The sequence below is a fragment of the Mucilaginibacter ginsenosidivorans genome (genome assembly GCF_007971025.1).
Classification (GTDB): Bacteria; Bacteroidota; Bacteroidia; order Sphingobacteriales; family Sphingobacteriaceae; genus Mucilaginibacter; species Mucilaginibacter ginsenosidivorans.
Window position 1 is genome coordinate 5,061,145 of the sequence record NZ_CP042436.1, and the last position, 15,447, is coordinate 5,076,591.

Sequence of the window (15,447 nt, forward strand, 5' to 3'; positions counted from 1 at the left end):
ATGAAGCGTAATACCCTTTGCTTTCTGTTTTTCGCTTTCTGCTTTCTGCCCATAATGGCAAAAGCCGCGTCTATCCTCATCCCGATGGACGAAGAACAAAAGGATCACCTTAAATCCTACGGCATCGCCTACTGGACGCTTAAGAACGGTGAGGAGGTCGACTGGTTGTTGAATTACCGCGGCGGCAGCTTCATGCTGAAATATAACCAGGCGGTGGAGAATGAATGCAAAGTGCGCGGGGTGAGTTACGAGGTGCTGCCGGATGCCAAAGTGAACGAGATCATCACCCAGGTTAGCGACCCATCGGTAAATATGGACCTGGTGAAGCTGGAAAAGGCGCCCCGTATGGCGGTTTATTCCCCCAAAAATAAACTGCCCTGGGACGACGCCGTTACCATGGTCCTTAAATATGCCGAGATACCCTACGATGTGGTTTATGACGAAGAAGTAATACGGGGCGACCTGCCAAAGTATGATTGGCTGCACCTGCACCACGAGGATTTTACCGGGCAATACAGTAAATTCTATGGCTCGTTCCGCTATGCGCAATGGTATAACGACGATGTGAAAATACAGGAAGCTACAGCGCATAAACTGGGCTTTAAAAAAGTATCACAAATGAAACTCGCCGTGGCTGAGCGGATACGCGATTTTTGCGCAGGGGGCGGGTTCCTGTTTGCCATGTGCTCGGGTACCGATACCTTTGATATTGCCCTTGCAGCGGCAAATACTGATATCTGCGAGAGCATGTTTGATGGCGACGCTGCCGACCCGGATGCGCAAAGCAAACTGGATTTTACACAAACCTTCGCGTTTCAGAATTTCACGCTGGATATGAACCCCATGTCGCACCAGTTCAGCAATATCGACGTCACTTCCACCCGGCAGGTAGAGCGGGAACGCGACTTTTTTACGCTGTTCGATTTTTCGGCAAAGTGGGATGTGGTGCCCAGTATGCTTACCCAAAATCATGACAAGGTGATCAAAGGCTTTATGGGACTGACAACAGCCTTTAACGAGAAGTTATTGAAACCTGGCGTAACCATTATGGGCGAAATGAAAACCGGCAACGAGGCCCGCTATATACACGGCGAATACGGCAAGGGCCAGTGGACCTTCTACGGCGGCCACGACCCGGAGGATTACCAGCACGTAGTAGGCGACCCCCCTACCGATTTGAAACTGCACCCCAATTCGCCGGGCTACCGCCTGATCCTGAACAATGTGCTGTTCCCCGCGGCTAAGAAGAAGAAGCAGAAAACGTGAGTTTGGGCGGCCGAAAGCATCGAATCTAACTGCAGACTCTTAACCTCCCACCTCAATTATAAAACGTCCACGACACGCCTATCTTCAGCAAACTGTTTGGCCCGGGGTAGCGGTTCACCATGTAATAGCCTTTGCTGAATAACCCCTGATTGGCATAATCGTACTGGATAAACAGGTTGGTGCGTATAAGCGTCGCTTTGAAAAACACCGAAGCTACAGGGTAAGATGAAAAGGTGACGTTTGGTGTGCTGTTATAAAATTGTCCCAGGCCAACCGCGTATGATGGCGCTACATAGGCGGTGTTAAAACGTACGTTGGTGCCCAGGTTGCTGTGCAGCACATGGAACAGGAACATGGAATAATACAGGCTGCTATAGGTATACACTTCCGGTGTGCGCAATACAGACTCGTTATCAGTTTTCTGATACACTACATAATTATCAAAATGCCACTTACGGAAAGTAAGATTTTTACCCAGGCTTACTTTTAACAGGTTAATAGGCCCGTGCAACTGAGCGGGAGTAGCATCGATACCGTTAGGCTGCGCGGTAAAGTATAGGTAATCGCTTATCAAAAAATATTCAGCTTTCAGATCAAGCTGCAGGGCATCGTTAACATAATTGAACGATACACTGTTGATTTTTTGGTTGCTGAACTTATTATGAAAGATGAAGTGGTTGGATACCCAGTCGGTATAAACCAGCGGGGGCGAACTGTTCTGCGAATAGGCTCCCAATATTATCCTGCCAGCTTTTCTCCCGCCCGAAAGGGTTAGCTTTGCATCGTACAGGAAATCGCCAAAATCGCGGCCCTGCGCTACCTGCTGCAGGTCTACGTCAAGTAATATCCTGTTGCTGAAACGGTAACCTGCCCGTGCTTTTACTGTAAGGTCCTGGAACGAATTGTTTTGTTTCTTGTCTTGCTGTATAATGCGCCCGTAAGTATTGATGATACCCGTATCGGTCACAAATTGCTTGTAGCCCCAAATATCCTGCACCAGGCCCAGATCAAGCTTTACCTCATTTTTGATGACACCAGTCGATTTACCCCTCAGGTAAAAACTATAGGAAAAGCTGTTCTGCAAATGCGTGACAGCAAGCGAATCGTGCGAGTATTTTGCGCTGAAATAATAATCGGGAAATACGCCGTAGGTATCAGGTTCGTTCTGCAGGAACAGGTATTTGCTGGTGTTATAGTAAAAAGTATAACCAACACGCTGTGTCGGCAGTACACTGGAACTAACACCCTTTTTTTTCGTACTGTCTATCTTGCCGATATAATAGTAATTCTTCAGGTATATCCCTTTTGTCCGTATCACATCCGACGAATTTTGCAGCCGTATCGGCTGGTTTTGAGCCGTTGTATAAGAGTTTTGCGGCGCGGTAAAAAGCGAATCGTTGAGTATCGATCCGTTCTCCGGCGTTTTCATATTGTTCCAGATAACGTTGGCCAGCAGGTTGTACCGCTTACTTTTTGATTCGTACCAGCTAAACACCGCACCGCTTATTTCGCTGACATTTTGTCTCGGGTAAAACCCGTGCGAACCTATCACATTCAGGTTTGCACCAATGTTCAGCTGCGGGTTTATATTCTGTGTATGGGTAACCTTGAACAATTGCTCCTTCACCCCGCTCGAGAAAAGGGACAGATTGGTATAGGGTGCTCTCGCTTTGTAGTAATTTATATCCTCCGGCGCTAATAAATAAGCATCAAGGAAATGCACACCGGGATCGAATCCTATGGTGCGGCCCGGTTCAAATAACAGCGGCCTTTCGGGCAAGCCAAGGCTCCCTAAACTTATTTTTGGGCTCCGTGGCTGATACAACGGGCTGTAATTCTCAAAATTGGTCAAACCGGTATCCAGCGGAAACACCTGGGTGCTATCACTTAACAGGCGTTCATTGGTAACTCTTATAAACTTTGATGTAAAAACAACCGAGTCGTGCCGGCTTTCTTCTTTTTTCCGTTCCGCGTCTATTTCCTGGTCGCCAGTTAAATTCTTGCTGGCCCTATTGGTCGAAGTATCTGTATTGTTAAAACTGGGGCGCTGCTGCCTGCCGGGATAATTCTGGTTCGATGGCGGATACTGCGCAAAAGCATAGCCTGCCGACATACAAAACAGCAACAGGAGGATATATTTTATTCGCTTTAGCATTAAAGGCCGGCAATCAATTTTTTAAGTATCAATGTCATTTTGGGTTCGGCCTCATGCGCCACTGCCAATATTTCTTCAAGCGAAACCGGGTGAAGATTTTCCGGAAAGCCCTCATCTGTCAATACCGATATAGCGAAAACGGGCAGCCCCATGTGATTGGCTACGATCACTTCGGGCACGGTACTCATTCCAACGGCGTCGCCACCTATGATACGGAGATACCGGTATTCGGCTTTTGTCTCCAAATTGGGGCCTGTAACCGCTACATAAACTCCCTTATGACAAGTTATATTGTTATCAGCGGCTATCTTCAATGCCTTTTTTATCAGCGGCGCTTTATACGGTTCGCTCATATCCGGGAAACGGGGCCCAAGCTCCGACTCGTTCCTGCCGGTAAGCGGGTTTAAAGGTTGCAGGTTAATGTGGTCCTCGATTACCATCAGGTCGCCCTTGCGGAATTCGGGATTAAGCGCGCCGCTGGCATTGGATACACACAGTGTTTTTATTCCCAGCATCTTCATTACCCTAACCGGGAACGTGATCTGCTGCATAGTATAGCCTTCGTAATAATGCAGCCTGCCCTGCATAGCTACCACCTTCTTTCCGGCAAGCGTACCGAATATCAATTTTCCGGCATGAAACTCCAGGGTGGATATCGGAAAGTCGGGGATATTGGAATACATCAGCTGTTTTTCAACCTCGATCTCGCTGACAAGACCGCCAAGCCCTGTTCCTAAAATTATACCCACCTCCGGCTCAAAATCGCCGATGCGGTGTTTAATGTATGATGTGGTTTGTTCTATGCTCTCTAACATATGCTGTAACTAATTGATCGAAACCGGGTCCGCTGTTGTTCAAAAAACTAACCGAAACCGGTAATACCATAACCGGTAATTTTTCAACCGCGGCCCTTAATTCGTGTTCACCTAAACGCTGCGCATCCTTTTCTGTTGTGATGATCACTTTTTTTTGCGCTGTGCAGGCTTCAAATTCATCGGCAAGTTTAGCGATATTTTTTAAGCTAAAGCGGTGATGATCGGGATAATTATGATGAATAATGTGCGGGGTGATACTTGTAATGTGCCGTACCAGGGGTGCAGGATTGGCAATACCTGTCAGCAAAAAAACAATTGTATCAGCATCCGGCGAGATGTGAGCTTTCTTACCGTTTATATCCTGCAAAGGCTGGTAAGCTATCGAGGTAAAGAACAGCGCCTGGAAGGGTAATGGCTCCAGCCGCTCGGCAATACTGGTTTGCTCGGCTATCGATATATTTTCCGGGCATTTGCTTACTACCAATATGTCGCCCCGCCAGCGCCCGCTGAATGGTTCGCGCATATTGCCCGCCGGCAACAGCCAATGCGGGTCGTATATTTTGCCATAATCGAACATCAGTACACTAAAGCCCGGCTTTACTGCCCTGTGCTGGTAGCCGTCATCCAGTATCACCAGGTTGTGTTCTTTTTTCAGGTGCTGTATACCGTTTGCCCTGTCTTCGCAAACAGCAACGGTAATGTCCGGGAATTTATGTTTGAATTGAGATGGTTCGTCACCAATTTCAGCGGCAGTTGCAGTGGTAGTGGCAGTTAGGAAGCCCCGGGTTGTCCGACCATAACCGCGACTCAAAGTGGCGAGTTTATTGTGCGTTTTGAGCAGGCGGATGAGATATTCTGTCATGGGCGATTTACCGGCTCCACCGATGTCAAGGTTACCCACGCAAATCACCGGGATGGTGAACTCCCTGCTTTTTAATAATCCCCCGTCATAAAGCCAGTTACGGATAATCACGACCAGGCCGTAAATAAGCGAGAAAGGGAGTAATAGCCAGCGCAGGTTCTTCATATAAACGGTAAAGATATGAAAACGCTTTAACAGCTATTTTGTGATTAGTTTTATAACTTAGAAATCTTAAAACCTGCCAGCCATGAAATTTAAATTGTCCTTACTGTTATTGATGATCTCATCAGCCTTATTCGCCCAAACCGACAAAAAATTAACCTTGCAACTGCAGGATGCCGTCAAGGGCTTCAACGGCCAGGTGGGCATTTACGTGAAGAATTTAAAAACCGGGAAATACGCGGAGATCAATGCCGATACTCTGTTCCCGACTGCCAGCATGATCAAAGTGAGCATTCAATGCGGGGTGATGGATAAGATAGAAAAGGGCGAACTCCAATACAACCAGAAACTCATCTACCGCGATTCTCTCCTTTATCCCGGCGAGGACATTTTAGGGTCGTTTAAGGATAAAGACACGATAGAACTGAGCAAGGCCGTTTTGCTGATGATCACCATGAGCGATAACACCGCCAGCACCTGGCTGCAAAAGATAGTAACCGGCGAATATATCAACAACTGGCTCGAACAAAACGGGTTTAAAGTGATGCGCGTGAACTCAAGGGTAAAGGGCCGCGAGAAGATACGCGCCCGCTACGGCTGGGGCGTAAGCACGCCGCGCGAGATGTGCCGACTGTTCACCATGATACGCGACGGTGAAGCCGTCAGCCCGGCAGCCAGCGAACGCATGTACCGCAACCTGGGACGTATCTTCTGGGACGACAAGGCCCTTTCCCAAATACCGCCGTATGTGAACACCGCCAGCAAGCAGGGCGCCCTGGACGAGTCGAAATCGGAAACGGTGCTGGTGAACGCCCCGCATGGCGACTATGTATTCTCCATCATCACCAACAACAATAAGGACCAGCGCTGGGTGCCGGATAACGAGGCCGATATCCTTATCCGCAAAGTATCAGCCCTGCTATGGCATTATTACGAACCCAAAAGCACCTGGAAGCCAGCCGACGGTATAACCAAATATATGCTGAACGAATAAATATGCAGATTAGGTTGTTTGTTTGACAGCAAAAAAGCCCGTCAGGATGATCCTGACGGGCTTTGCTATATGATGGAGTTATTATTTTACTTCTTCGAAGTCAACATCGGTTACATGATCCGAACCTTGTGCGTCACCGCCGGCCCCGGCGCCCGCGTCACCTGCTCCAGGCTGAGCTTGGGCACCTTCGGCTGATGCTTTGTACATGTCCTCAGAAGCTGCTGTCCAGGCTGCATTCAACTCGGCTTGTGCCGTATCTATCGCAGCAAGGTCTTTTGACGAATAAGCCGTCTTCAGCTTGGTCAAACCTTCCTCGATAGGTGCTTTTTTGTCAGCAGGTATCTTGTCGCCATATTCCTTCAGTTGCTTTTCGGTAGTGAAGATCAGCGCGTCGGCCGAGTTCAGTTTTTCAACTTCCTCTTTTGCCTTCTTGTCAGCTTCAGCATTTGCTTCGGCTTCGTCCTTCATCTTCTTGATCTCGGCATCGGTCAAACCTGATGAAGCTTCGATACGGATCTTCTGTTCCTTACCTGTAGCCTTATCCTTAGCAGCTACGTGCAATATACCGTTGGCATCAATATCGAACGACACTTCGATCTGCGGCACACCACGCGGTGCAGGCGGAATTCCATCCAGGTGGAAACGGCCCAGTGTCCTGTTTTGTGCGGCCATAGGGCGCTCACCCTGCAGGATATGGATCTCTACCGAAGGCTGGCTGTCAGACGCGGTCGAGAATGTTTCCGATTTTTTGGTCGGGATGGTTGTATTGGCTTCTATCAGTTTGGTCATTACACCACCCATGGTTTCGATACCCAATGAAAGCGGGGTAACATCCAGCAGCAACACGTCCTTCACATCACCTGTTAGCACACCGCCTTGTATAGCAGCGCCTATGGCAACTACTTCGTCGGGGTTTACACCTTTGGAAGGAGCCTTGCCGAAGAACTTCTCTACAGCTTCCTGTATCGCAGGGATACGGGTTGAACCACCCACCAGGATGATCTCGTCGATATCCGAAATTGTCAGACCGGCAGCTTTCAAAGCCGATTTACAAGGGTCGATGGTACGCTTGATCAGGCTATCGCACAATTGCTCAAATTTGGCACGGGTTAAAGTTTTAACTAAGTGCTTTGGCATACCGTCAACAGCGGTAACATAAGGCAGGTTAACCTCGGTTTGAGGGCTGCTTGAAAGCTCAATTTTAGCTTTCTCTGCCGAATCCTTCAAACGCTGCAAAGCCATTGGGTCTTTGCGCAGATCGATACCTTCGTCATTTTTAAATTCGTCGGCCAGCCAGTCGATAATTACGTGGTCAAAATCGTCACCACCAAGGTGCGTATCACCATCGGTTGATTTTACTTCGAACACACCGTCGCCCAGCTCCAGTACCGATACGTCGTGCGTACCGCCACCGCAGTCGAACACTACGATCTTCATATCCTTGTGCGCTTTATCCAGGCCATAAGCCAGGGCAGCAGCAGTAGGTTCGTTAATGATACGTTCTACTTTTAAGCCGGCAATTTCACCAGCCTCCTTGGTAGCCTGGCGCTGGGCATCGTTAAAGTAAGCAGGTACGGTAATTACCGCACGGGTTACTTCCTGGCCCAAAAAGTCCTCGGCAGTTTTTTTCATTTTCTGCAATATCATTGCCGAAATTTCCTGCGGGGTATATTTACGGTCGTCTATCTCAACGCGGGGGGTGTTGTTATCGCCCTTTACCACCTTATAAGGTACACGCGCGGTCTCCTTAGTCACTTCGTCGAACTTGTTGCCCATGAAGCGCTTGATAGAGTAGATAGTTTTGGTTGGGTTGGTGATAGCCTGACGCTTGGCAGGGTCACCCACCTTACGCTCGCCGTTGTCAACAAATGCGACAACCGACGGCGTAGTACGTTTACCCTCGCTGTTGGCTATAACTACCGGTTCGTTACCTTCCATCACGGCCACGCAAGAGTTCGTTGTTCCTAAGTCGATTCCTATTATTTTAGACATATATGATTGATTTTCCTTTACTAAACTGTTTTATTCTATACCATATTAACAAGCCTTGTGCCAATACGCATTTGGCAGAAATTAGGCGAAAAACCTGTCTCAACCCTGTTTATATCGTCATAAAAGAATACACTTTGGGTGACAGGATGTCAGAATCAGAGAGCTTGGAGTCCATAGTCCTGAGTCTTAAAGTCAGAAGCCCAATTGCCTGATCCGACTTAAGACTTCCGACTCCAGACTTAAGACTCCAAACGGTTAACATGGTTTACACTTTTCAGGTCCTTCTAAGATTAAAAGATTGACTATCAAATACTTAATGATTACAGGGTGTAACCATGATCTTTCCGCTGCTGCTACGGGTATCTGTCATTACACCAGGTATTTACAAAAATGCCGGTCGTGAGATTTCAAATCATTGTAAGCACCAGATCATCAGCATTATAACACATACACCAACCCTGGCCTTAGTGTACTTTCACCTGCTCTTGCGAAAAGCCAAACACCAGTTCACTGATATACAGCAACTTACAAAAAGCCTGTAAACGCCCCTTCAGGCTTCTGCTATGCCGAAAAATACAACTTCAGGCAACAAAAGCACACCTAATAACCAACTGCGTTTTTTTTGGCAGGCTGAACATGCTTTGTGTATCGAAGTTCGTGCAGGCTGAGAACCGGGAACGTCCGGAAATGCTACACAATAAAGAACACATCAACCCAAAACCCTCTTTCCGCTCGCGGAGAGAGGGTGGTCCAGCGAAGCGCCGACCGGGTGAGTCCCCGCCTGGCGATAACACTAACAACGCCGCAACGCACATCAACCCCAAACCCTCTTTCCGCTCACGGAGGGTGGTCCCAGCGAAGCGCCGACCGGGTGAGTCCCCGAAGCCGTTCTGCCGTTACCCCTTGCAAACACAAACCAAAATTCCTTATCTTCAACACTCAAAAAATCATACAAACAACCCAAATGAAACGTCTCCTGCCCCTTATCCTGTTGCTGCCCCTGGCCTGGTGCGCCTGTGTCAGTAAGTCGAACGTTAAGCCCACCACCATCGACAAAGGCACCATTACCGCTACCATAGGCGGGGTGGACGAAACATTCAACATCAGCGACAGCGTGTACTACGTACCGAAACAGCCGCAAACGGCCGACTGGGTATTCAAAGCCTCGGGCTGGGCCGCCAACGGCGACCGCATCTGGTTCATCGTCGATTACCAGGCGCCCATCCTTGCCGGCGGCACCTACAATAACGACGACCCCACCAGGCCCATCAACGTCACCATAAGCTATATCATGCCGGGCAAACAATATATCGCCAGCTATCCCAGCCCGGTCAGCGTCAGCATTACCGCCTTTACCAGTACCAATGTACAGGGTACCTTCAGCGGTTCCCCGGCTAACAACGGCGAAGTTAAAAGCGTAACCAACGGCAAATTCAATTTAGATTTTGCTACGCCGGTCACCATTACGCAGTAGGGGGATAATTCGGGTTAAGACAATTTGGGCGTTGCCCGCCGATAGAAGCGGGCCCGCGCTGGGAGACCTGTCCCGATGAAAATCGGGATCATACTGCACGGGCATTGGGCTCATGGCCGGTATCCGCTGCCATCGCTAACGCGGCGCTTCTCTACCACGTCATGGCGAGCGGCAGCGTGGGCATCTCTACACATGCTAATCGGGGATGTTGTAAATATATTAAATTACTGCTTACAAAAAATGGTAATTTCAATAGTCCCCATCTTCCCCCTTGTGGTGTAACCAAAGAGGTCAGAAGTATTGCCGTTCAAAGTACCTGTAAATTCATGCATAAACCCGTCCTTATCGCTCACAACCCATTTGCAATTCCGAAAAAAACTCCTATCTTAATTTATTATTTCGCCCGACCCTTCTTTTTGAAATAATTGACAGAGAGTGTATTATCTAATCTCAATAAATTAGGTATATGAAAAAACTTTCCACTTTTATAGGCCTGCTGGCCGCTATCTTTTCGTTAAAAGAAGCGCTGAGTAAAGACGAGCATGTACAATCTGTCGTCAACTGGCTGTACAATGCCAGTACCAAACAGGCGCCGGCATTGCACAGCCTCGAACTGCAATTTATCAGCATTTTCACCGCCTTCGCTAAAACAACCCCATCCGCATGGTACACCTGGATAGTGGTATGCCTGGTCATAAGCGTGCTCATATTCCTCATCCTGGTCATCGGGTCGTGGATCAGCTGGGGTAGCCTGGACCGTGACGACGTCAGCGATGCCGTCATCCCGGCTGCAGGCATCTGCATCGGCGTGTTCCTGCTCAAGGTTGTCTGGTTGTTTTTCGCCCACGGCACCCTGCTATGGATACTTATCGGCGTCGCGCTATTGGTGCTATTGATATGGGGAGTAATAGAACTATTTGCCTTAAGCTGACCGGGCCATTTCCGCTTATTTAGTCCGCGCAAGTTTAAGATGCAGATGGCGTAATGGATCAATTTGTACCATTCTTAGATTCCGGAATGTTTAAGGTCACGAGTGCGCCACGCTTTGGGCAGCGCTGCATACTCGCGCCAGTTGGGGGGATTACACTGCACAGGTTTTAGGCGCGAAGGCCGGTATTCGATGCAATTCTTAACGCGGCAAGTGCTCGAGGCTTTATTATCCGAACAATTATTAAGCTAATTGAGATAGGATGAACTTTATAGGCGCACGTGTGCTACGCGCGTCAGCAGGAGGATACTTATCTTGCGTGAGCCGGAATGAGGTGTTATCATTCGCATGTGACTTTTTCAAATCTTGGATATTCTTTTAAACTTTCTGACTTAAGAATATAACCGATTTCTAATTTTACTTTAGGTTGCCTTAAATAATTCCTGATCTTGATTAAGTTTATTCCGGATTTTGGTTTATAAGCTTGTTCAAATAACGACCATTCAGATATTTCGCTATTGACAATTGTATCTTTATATACGGTCAAGTATATACAAGCGATCTTATCAATAATTTTGTTGTCGAGAAATTCCAATTTAAGATCTACATATTCGGAAAATCTATCTTTAGGACAAGAGAATACAAAATTTGAAGTTGTTCCAGACGTTGTCAACCCTTTCTGATTGAGAAGAATAGATTGAGGGTTTATAATCTCATTATAACTTTCAATATTTCTAATCTCTTCGTTAGTCTTGTTCAAAACCAAACTTGCATTTGAAATTGGAATAGTATTTTTCCCGGTTATATATTGTTGTTTCTTTATTCTAGCTACACTAGCCTTTAATTCGGCTGTATAATTATTTAAACTATCTATCACTCTCTTTTTCCTCGCATTATCTAACATATAATACTGATAATCCAATTTATTATGAGATTTTAAAAGCAAAGCCTCGAAATCCTTTTCTTCCTTATTTAACTCGCTTGTATAGTAAAAGTTAAGATAAAAAACTCCTATCAATACGGCGGCAACGGCCAAAAGAGGTACTCTTTTAACAACGTCAGCCAGCTTACTTTCAGATTTTGAAGCTTTTTTGAAGCTTTTGAAACTTATAAATAATTGCACGACCGTTGTCAGCATTACGGCAATTGAAGCGAGAAAGGTTAAAATCGGCAAACTATTCATTGATCAACATCTTTAGATGTATTTTTACTATTTCTTTTTAATAATGAAGAAAGTGTCCCACTCCAACTTAATCCAGCAAAGATTGATGATTTTAAGTTGGTGGGATCTAATAGAACAAAAGCTAATAACGCGCCAATTACTGGTACTATTATAAGCTCCAATCTATCGTAAAACTTATTTGAATGGTCGGGGAATATTTTTTCTAAAAATGGCTTAGCTCCAGCAAAATCATGTGAATATAAAGAAAGAATATGCCCACACAGTGCGCCAATCCACGTTAAAAAAATCGTATTCGTTACAATATGTGATATCCAGTCACTCATAAAGATGGATAAAGATCACATAGATAAGAGTCTAAAAATAACCTATGCATATACAGTGTCATCTGGTTTGATTAATCGATCTTTGTAATTCCCCTTCAAGGTGGTTTTAAAATCCACCCAATTTATTCTCTTCTTAATGATATATGATAAAGTATCAAATGTATCATCTCCGTCTCTAAATTCTTTTACCATGTTACCTTTTACTATGTCTGAGGTACCTAGTATTCTTATGTCAAATCATTTGTCAAAATTATTATATAACCAATATCGTACAGTAAGCGATTAATCATCTTTGTGAGGTACTACGAAAGCGAGTTTCTTAAAGTCCAGTTTTTACCCAAATCAGTGCATAGTGAACTAATCATATCCATATGCATTATCCGTTTGACCATCTTTTCCAATGCTAGTACCAGAATGTCGCGTATGTCTTATTATAATTATCCCCTATGAATCATCGCTTCATTCAAAGCATCAACTATTCTTTGGATGGACTGTCGGTCCTTTGACCATAAGCTGTCAGTTTCACCTGAATTTGTACTTATACGAACTGTAAACTTGTCTTTAGGCAAGAAAGCGAATAAGGCACCTAAAATCAATACAACTATTCCGGCTGTCCGTGCGTCATTTGAGGACACTGCCAGTATAAGGCCAACAACTAATAAAAAAAATCCAAATCCTCTTTTCGCAAGAATAACTCCAACCTGGACAGACGATATATTCCGCATTGCAAATGTCTTGTTGTCTACGATATATCTCGATTGAGTGACTGTTACGCCTCCGCTTTGAAAAAAAATAGTTTCTTCCATTGTGATACAAGTTGGTCAGTTGTTTAAGGCATTATAAAGATAAGGCCGTTCAGGGAAGCGGTCAACCCGTGAAAACACCCAATTTTCACCAACTGGCTCGATCATACAGGGCACGGCCCGCGGGCGGCTTACTCGTGCCCATCACGTAAAATTTCCACTACCACACAACGCATCTGCCCAAACTATCGTAGCTTTGATAAAACACCATTAATTGTCCCAATCCAACAATCATGATCAGGAAATATCATTTATCGTTTTTAATTGCCGGCTTATTTTTGCTGGCAGCGCGTCCCGGCTTTGCCCAAACTGCCATGCTTAAAAAAGGCGATGCAGCGCCCGCATTTACCGCTAATGCCAGCCTGGCCGGCAGCGAATTCCAGTTTTCGTTAAAAAAGGCCCTTGCCAAAGGTTCCGTTGTGGTTTATTTCTATCCTTCGGCCTACACTGGTGGCTGCGATGCCGAGGCACATGCCTTTGCCGAAGACAAGGATAAATTTACCGCCGCCGGGGCCACCATCATCGGCGTATCAGCCGACGATATACAGCGGCTGAACAAATTTTCGTCCGACCCGGCGTACTGTGCAGGTAAGTTCCCGGTAGCTTCCGACGCCGACGGCAAAATTGCGGCATCCTACGGCCTCACCATGGCGGCCGGCCGTACCGGCATTAAAGATGCCCTGGGCCAGGACCTTACCCACGGTTTCATCCCCCGCACCACCTATGTCATCGGTAAAAACGGTAAGATCATAGCGGTATTCTCATCCGAAACCGACCATATCTCGCCCACCGACCATGTCGAAAAGTCGCTGGCGATCGTAAAGGGGTTGTAATTTAATTTTTATTACGCTGAGCCTGCCTGCGGCTGGCTCAGCGTGACAAAAGGCGGATAACGTCCATAATAAAAACAATACATAGCCAGATCAAAAGTTTCTCAAAAACACTTAAATTTGTATATGGAAACATTGATTGTACACCCCAGGAGCAAAGAGCAGTTAGCTGCGTTAAAAGGAATTATGAAGGCTTTTAAAGTCGACTTCACGACCGAAAAAAGTACAGAGGGCCCATATAATGCTGAGTTTGTTGCAAAAATTAAGCAAAGCGAAGAGGACATAAAAGCAGGGAGAACGTCAAAAATTGAACCTGCTGATATATGGAACTTATAATAACCGATACGGCAAAAGACGATATCAGGTTCTTTCTAAAAAGCGGGTAATCCAATCTTGTCAAAAAGATCGAAAAACTCCTCAACTCTATCAAAGAGACACCCTTTACCGGCATAGGTAAACCAGAGCCATTAAAGCACGGGTACGCAGGCAAATGGTCAAGGGGATCAGTTCTGAACATCGTATCATTTACGAAGTTAGAAATACTACCATTTTTATTTTATCTGCAAAGGGGCATTACACCAAATAAACCGTAAAACACCAAAACGTCCTGCTCAATCCCTCGCGTCATCCTGAACCTGCCTGCCGGCAGGCGGGCTTGTTTCAGGATCTCTCAGGGGTCTTAAAACCCAAAAATTAAATGGGGAACTCCGTTCGGGTTAGAATCATGGTGCAAGTAACATTCCTGATGTTATTGCCGGACAGAGTCCTTCTTTTCATGCATAGATTTAAGTCGCCCTTCGGAAGACTTAAACCAGTAGGGGGTCCTTCTTTTCATGCATAGATTTAAGTCGCCCTTCGGAAGACGTAAACCAGTGCATGGGCCTACCGGCAGGCAGGTTCAGCATGACAGTTTGAAAGGAGAGTAAAACAAAAAGCCCCGACTTTCGTCGGGGCCTGTTTATCTTATGTATAGACGCATAATTATGCGTCTATACAATTATTCGCCTTTTTCAGCTTGCTCCTCGTTATCGGCAGCTTCTTCGGCAGATGGGGTTTCAGCAGCAGGAGCTTCCTCAACCTCAGCAGCAGCTTCAACTACAGGTGCTTCGGCCTCTGGCTCTTCCACCACTACTGCTTCTTCAACAGCAGGGGCTTCAGCTTTAGGTGCAGCAGCTTTAGCGCCTCCTTTGCCCGAACCACCACGGCGGCGGGTTGATTTCTTGGCTACAGCGGCACCATCCTTAGTGTAAACGGTGTTGTAGTCTACCAGTTCTATCATGGCCATTTCGGCGTTATCGCCCAAACGGTTTTCCATTTTGATGATGCGGGTATAACCTCCGGGGCGGTTTGCAATTTTTTCAGCAATATCGCGGAACAGGATGCTTACCGAATCTTTATCCTGCAGGTAGCTGAATACGGTACGGCGCGAATGCGTGGTATCGCTTTTAGCTTTGGTGAGGATAGGCTCGACATAGACGCGCAGCGCTTTTGCTTTTGCCAGTGTAGTTGTGATGCGCTTATGCTGGATAAGCGACGAAGCCATGTTCGCCAGCATCGCCTTGCGGTGACTGTCGGTGCGGCCTAAGTGATTTACTTTTTTTCCGTGTCTCATTGTTTTGTTTGTTGTGGCACGTGCATACCGTCGGGCGGCGTTGCCGTC

Annotated in this window: 16 protein-coding genes; 8 read left to right on the plus strand and 8 right to left on the minus strand. The window is 46.5% G+C overall.

Annotated elements, in window-relative coordinates; genetic code table 11:
- Complete coding sequence (locus FRZ54_RS23045; protein WP_377026786.1) at window positions 1-1,266, plus strand: asparagine synthetase B; 1,266 nt, start codon at window positions 1-3, stop codon at window positions 1,264-1,266.
- 52 nt (window positions 1,267-1,318) lie between these two features.
- On the opposite strand, the gene FRZ54_RS23050 is transcribed toward FRZ54_RS23045, so the two are convergent.
- The 3 genes from FRZ54_RS23050 to lpxK are packed head-to-tail and all read right to left on the minus strand — an operon-like array spanning window position 1,319 to window position 5,263.
- Window positions 1,319-3,421, minus strand: coding sequence for a putative porin (locus tag FRZ54_RS23050; RefSeq protein ID WP_228462576.1), 2,103 nt, complete (start codon window positions 3,419-3,421; stop codon window positions 1,319-1,321).
- Complete coding sequence (locus FRZ54_RS23055) at window positions 3,421-4,236, minus strand: purine-nucleoside phosphorylase (protein WP_147034157.1); 816 nt, start codon at window positions 4,234-4,236, stop codon at window positions 3,421-3,423. Before FRZ54_RS23055 ends, FRZ54_RS23050 begins: the two co-directional genes overlap by 1 nt.
- Entirely contained in the window at window positions 4,199-5,263 is a 1,065-nt protein-coding gene (lpxK, locus tag FRZ54_RS23060; RefSeq protein WP_147034158.1) for a tetraacyldisaccharide 4'-kinase, read from the minus strand. Before lpxK ends, FRZ54_RS23055 begins: the two co-directional genes overlap by 38 nt.
- A gap of 82 nt (window positions 5,264-5,345) precedes the next feature.
- On the opposite strand from lpxK, the gene FRZ54_RS23065 reads away from it, so the two are divergent.
- Window positions 5,346-6,254: a serine hydrolase gene (locus tag FRZ54_RS23065; protein ID WP_147034159.1), complete on the plus strand. Its 909-nt coding sequence runs from the start codon at window positions 5,346-5,348 to the stop codon at window positions 6,252-6,254.
- Window positions 6,255-6,335: 81 nt separating this feature from the next.
- On the opposite strand, the gene dnaK is transcribed toward FRZ54_RS23065, so the two are convergent.
- Window positions 6,336-8,246, minus strand: a complete 1,911-nt coding sequence (dnaK, locus tag FRZ54_RS23070) for a molecular chaperone DnaK (protein ID WP_147034160.1) — start codon at window positions 8,244-8,246, stop codon at window positions 6,336-6,338.
- 335 nt (window positions 8,247-8,581) lie between these two features.
- On the opposite strand from dnaK, the gene FRZ54_RS23075 reads away from it, so the two are divergent.
- The 3 genes from FRZ54_RS23075 to FRZ54_RS23085 all read left to right on the plus strand — a co-directional run bounded on the left by FRZ54_RS23075 (window position 8,582) and on the right by FRZ54_RS23085 (window position 10,651).
- Window positions 8,582-8,788: a hypothetical protein gene (locus tag FRZ54_RS23075; protein WP_147034161.1), complete on the plus strand. Its 207-nt coding sequence runs from the start codon at window positions 8,582-8,584 to the stop codon at window positions 8,786-8,788.
- 422 nt (window positions 8,789-9,210) lie between these two features.
- The gene (locus tag FRZ54_RS23080) at window positions 9,211-9,720 is read left to right on the plus strand and encodes a hypothetical protein (protein WP_147034162.1); all 510 of its coding nucleotides are present in this window, start codon (window positions 9,211-9,213) and stop codon (window positions 9,718-9,720) included.
- A 466-nt stretch (window positions 9,721-10,186) separates the two neighbouring features.
- Window positions 10,187-10,651: a hypothetical protein gene (locus FRZ54_RS23085; RefSeq protein WP_147034163.1), complete on the plus strand. Its 465-nt coding sequence runs from the start codon at window positions 10,187-10,189 to the stop codon at window positions 10,649-10,651.
- 337 nt (window positions 10,652-10,988) lie between these two features.
- Here FRZ54_RS23085 and FRZ54_RS23090 read toward each other — a convergent pair whose 3' ends face one another.
- The 3 genes from FRZ54_RS23090 to FRZ54_RS23100 form a co-directional block, all read right to left on the minus strand.
- Complete coding sequence (locus FRZ54_RS23090; RefSeq protein WP_147034164.1) at window positions 10,989-11,831, minus strand: hypothetical protein; 843 nt, start codon at window positions 11,829-11,831, stop codon at window positions 10,989-10,991.
- Entirely contained in the window at window positions 11,828-12,154 is a 327-nt protein-coding gene (locus FRZ54_RS23095; protein ID WP_147034165.1) for a hypothetical protein, read from the minus strand. The genes FRZ54_RS23090 and FRZ54_RS23095 overlap by 4 nt, the downstream gene beginning before the upstream one ends.
- Window positions 12,155-12,591: 437 nt before the next feature.
- Entirely contained in the window at window positions 12,592-12,960 is a 369-nt protein-coding gene (locus FRZ54_RS23100) for a DUF6232 family protein (RefSeq protein ID WP_147034166.1), read from the minus strand.
- A gap of 230 nt (window positions 12,961-13,190) precedes the next feature.
- On the opposite strand from FRZ54_RS23100, the gene FRZ54_RS23105 reads away from it, so the two are divergent.
- The 3 genes from FRZ54_RS23105 (at window position 13,191) to FRZ54_RS23115 (ending at window position 14,380) form a co-directional block, all read left to right on the plus strand.
- A complete protein-coding gene (locus FRZ54_RS23105; protein ID WP_147034167.1) occupies window positions 13,191-13,790 on the plus strand; it encodes a peroxiredoxin in 600 nt (199 codons plus the stop codon).
- Window positions 13,791-13,913: 123 nt separating this feature from the next.
- Complete coding sequence (locus FRZ54_RS23110; protein WP_147034168.1) at window positions 13,914-14,123, plus strand: DUF2683 family protein; 210 nt, start codon at window positions 13,914-13,916, stop codon at window positions 14,121-14,123.
- A 68-nt stretch (window positions 14,124-14,191) separates the two neighbouring features.
- Window positions 14,192-14,380 carry a type II toxin-antitoxin system YoeB family toxin gene (locus FRZ54_RS23115; protein ID WP_377026791.1) on the plus strand — a complete coding sequence of 63 codons (189 nt, stop codon included), beginning with the start codon at window positions 14,192-14,194 and terminating at the stop codon, window positions 14,378-14,380.
- Between the two features lie 404 nt (window positions 14,381-14,784).
- Here the strand turns inward: FRZ54_RS23115 and rplQ are convergent, their stop codons facing one another.
- Window positions 14,785-15,399, minus strand: coding sequence for a 50S ribosomal protein L17 (gene rplQ, locus FRZ54_RS23120; protein WP_147034169.1), 615 nt, complete (start codon window positions 15,397-15,399; stop codon window positions 14,785-14,787).
- Window positions 15,400-15,447: the final 48 nt, after the last annotated feature.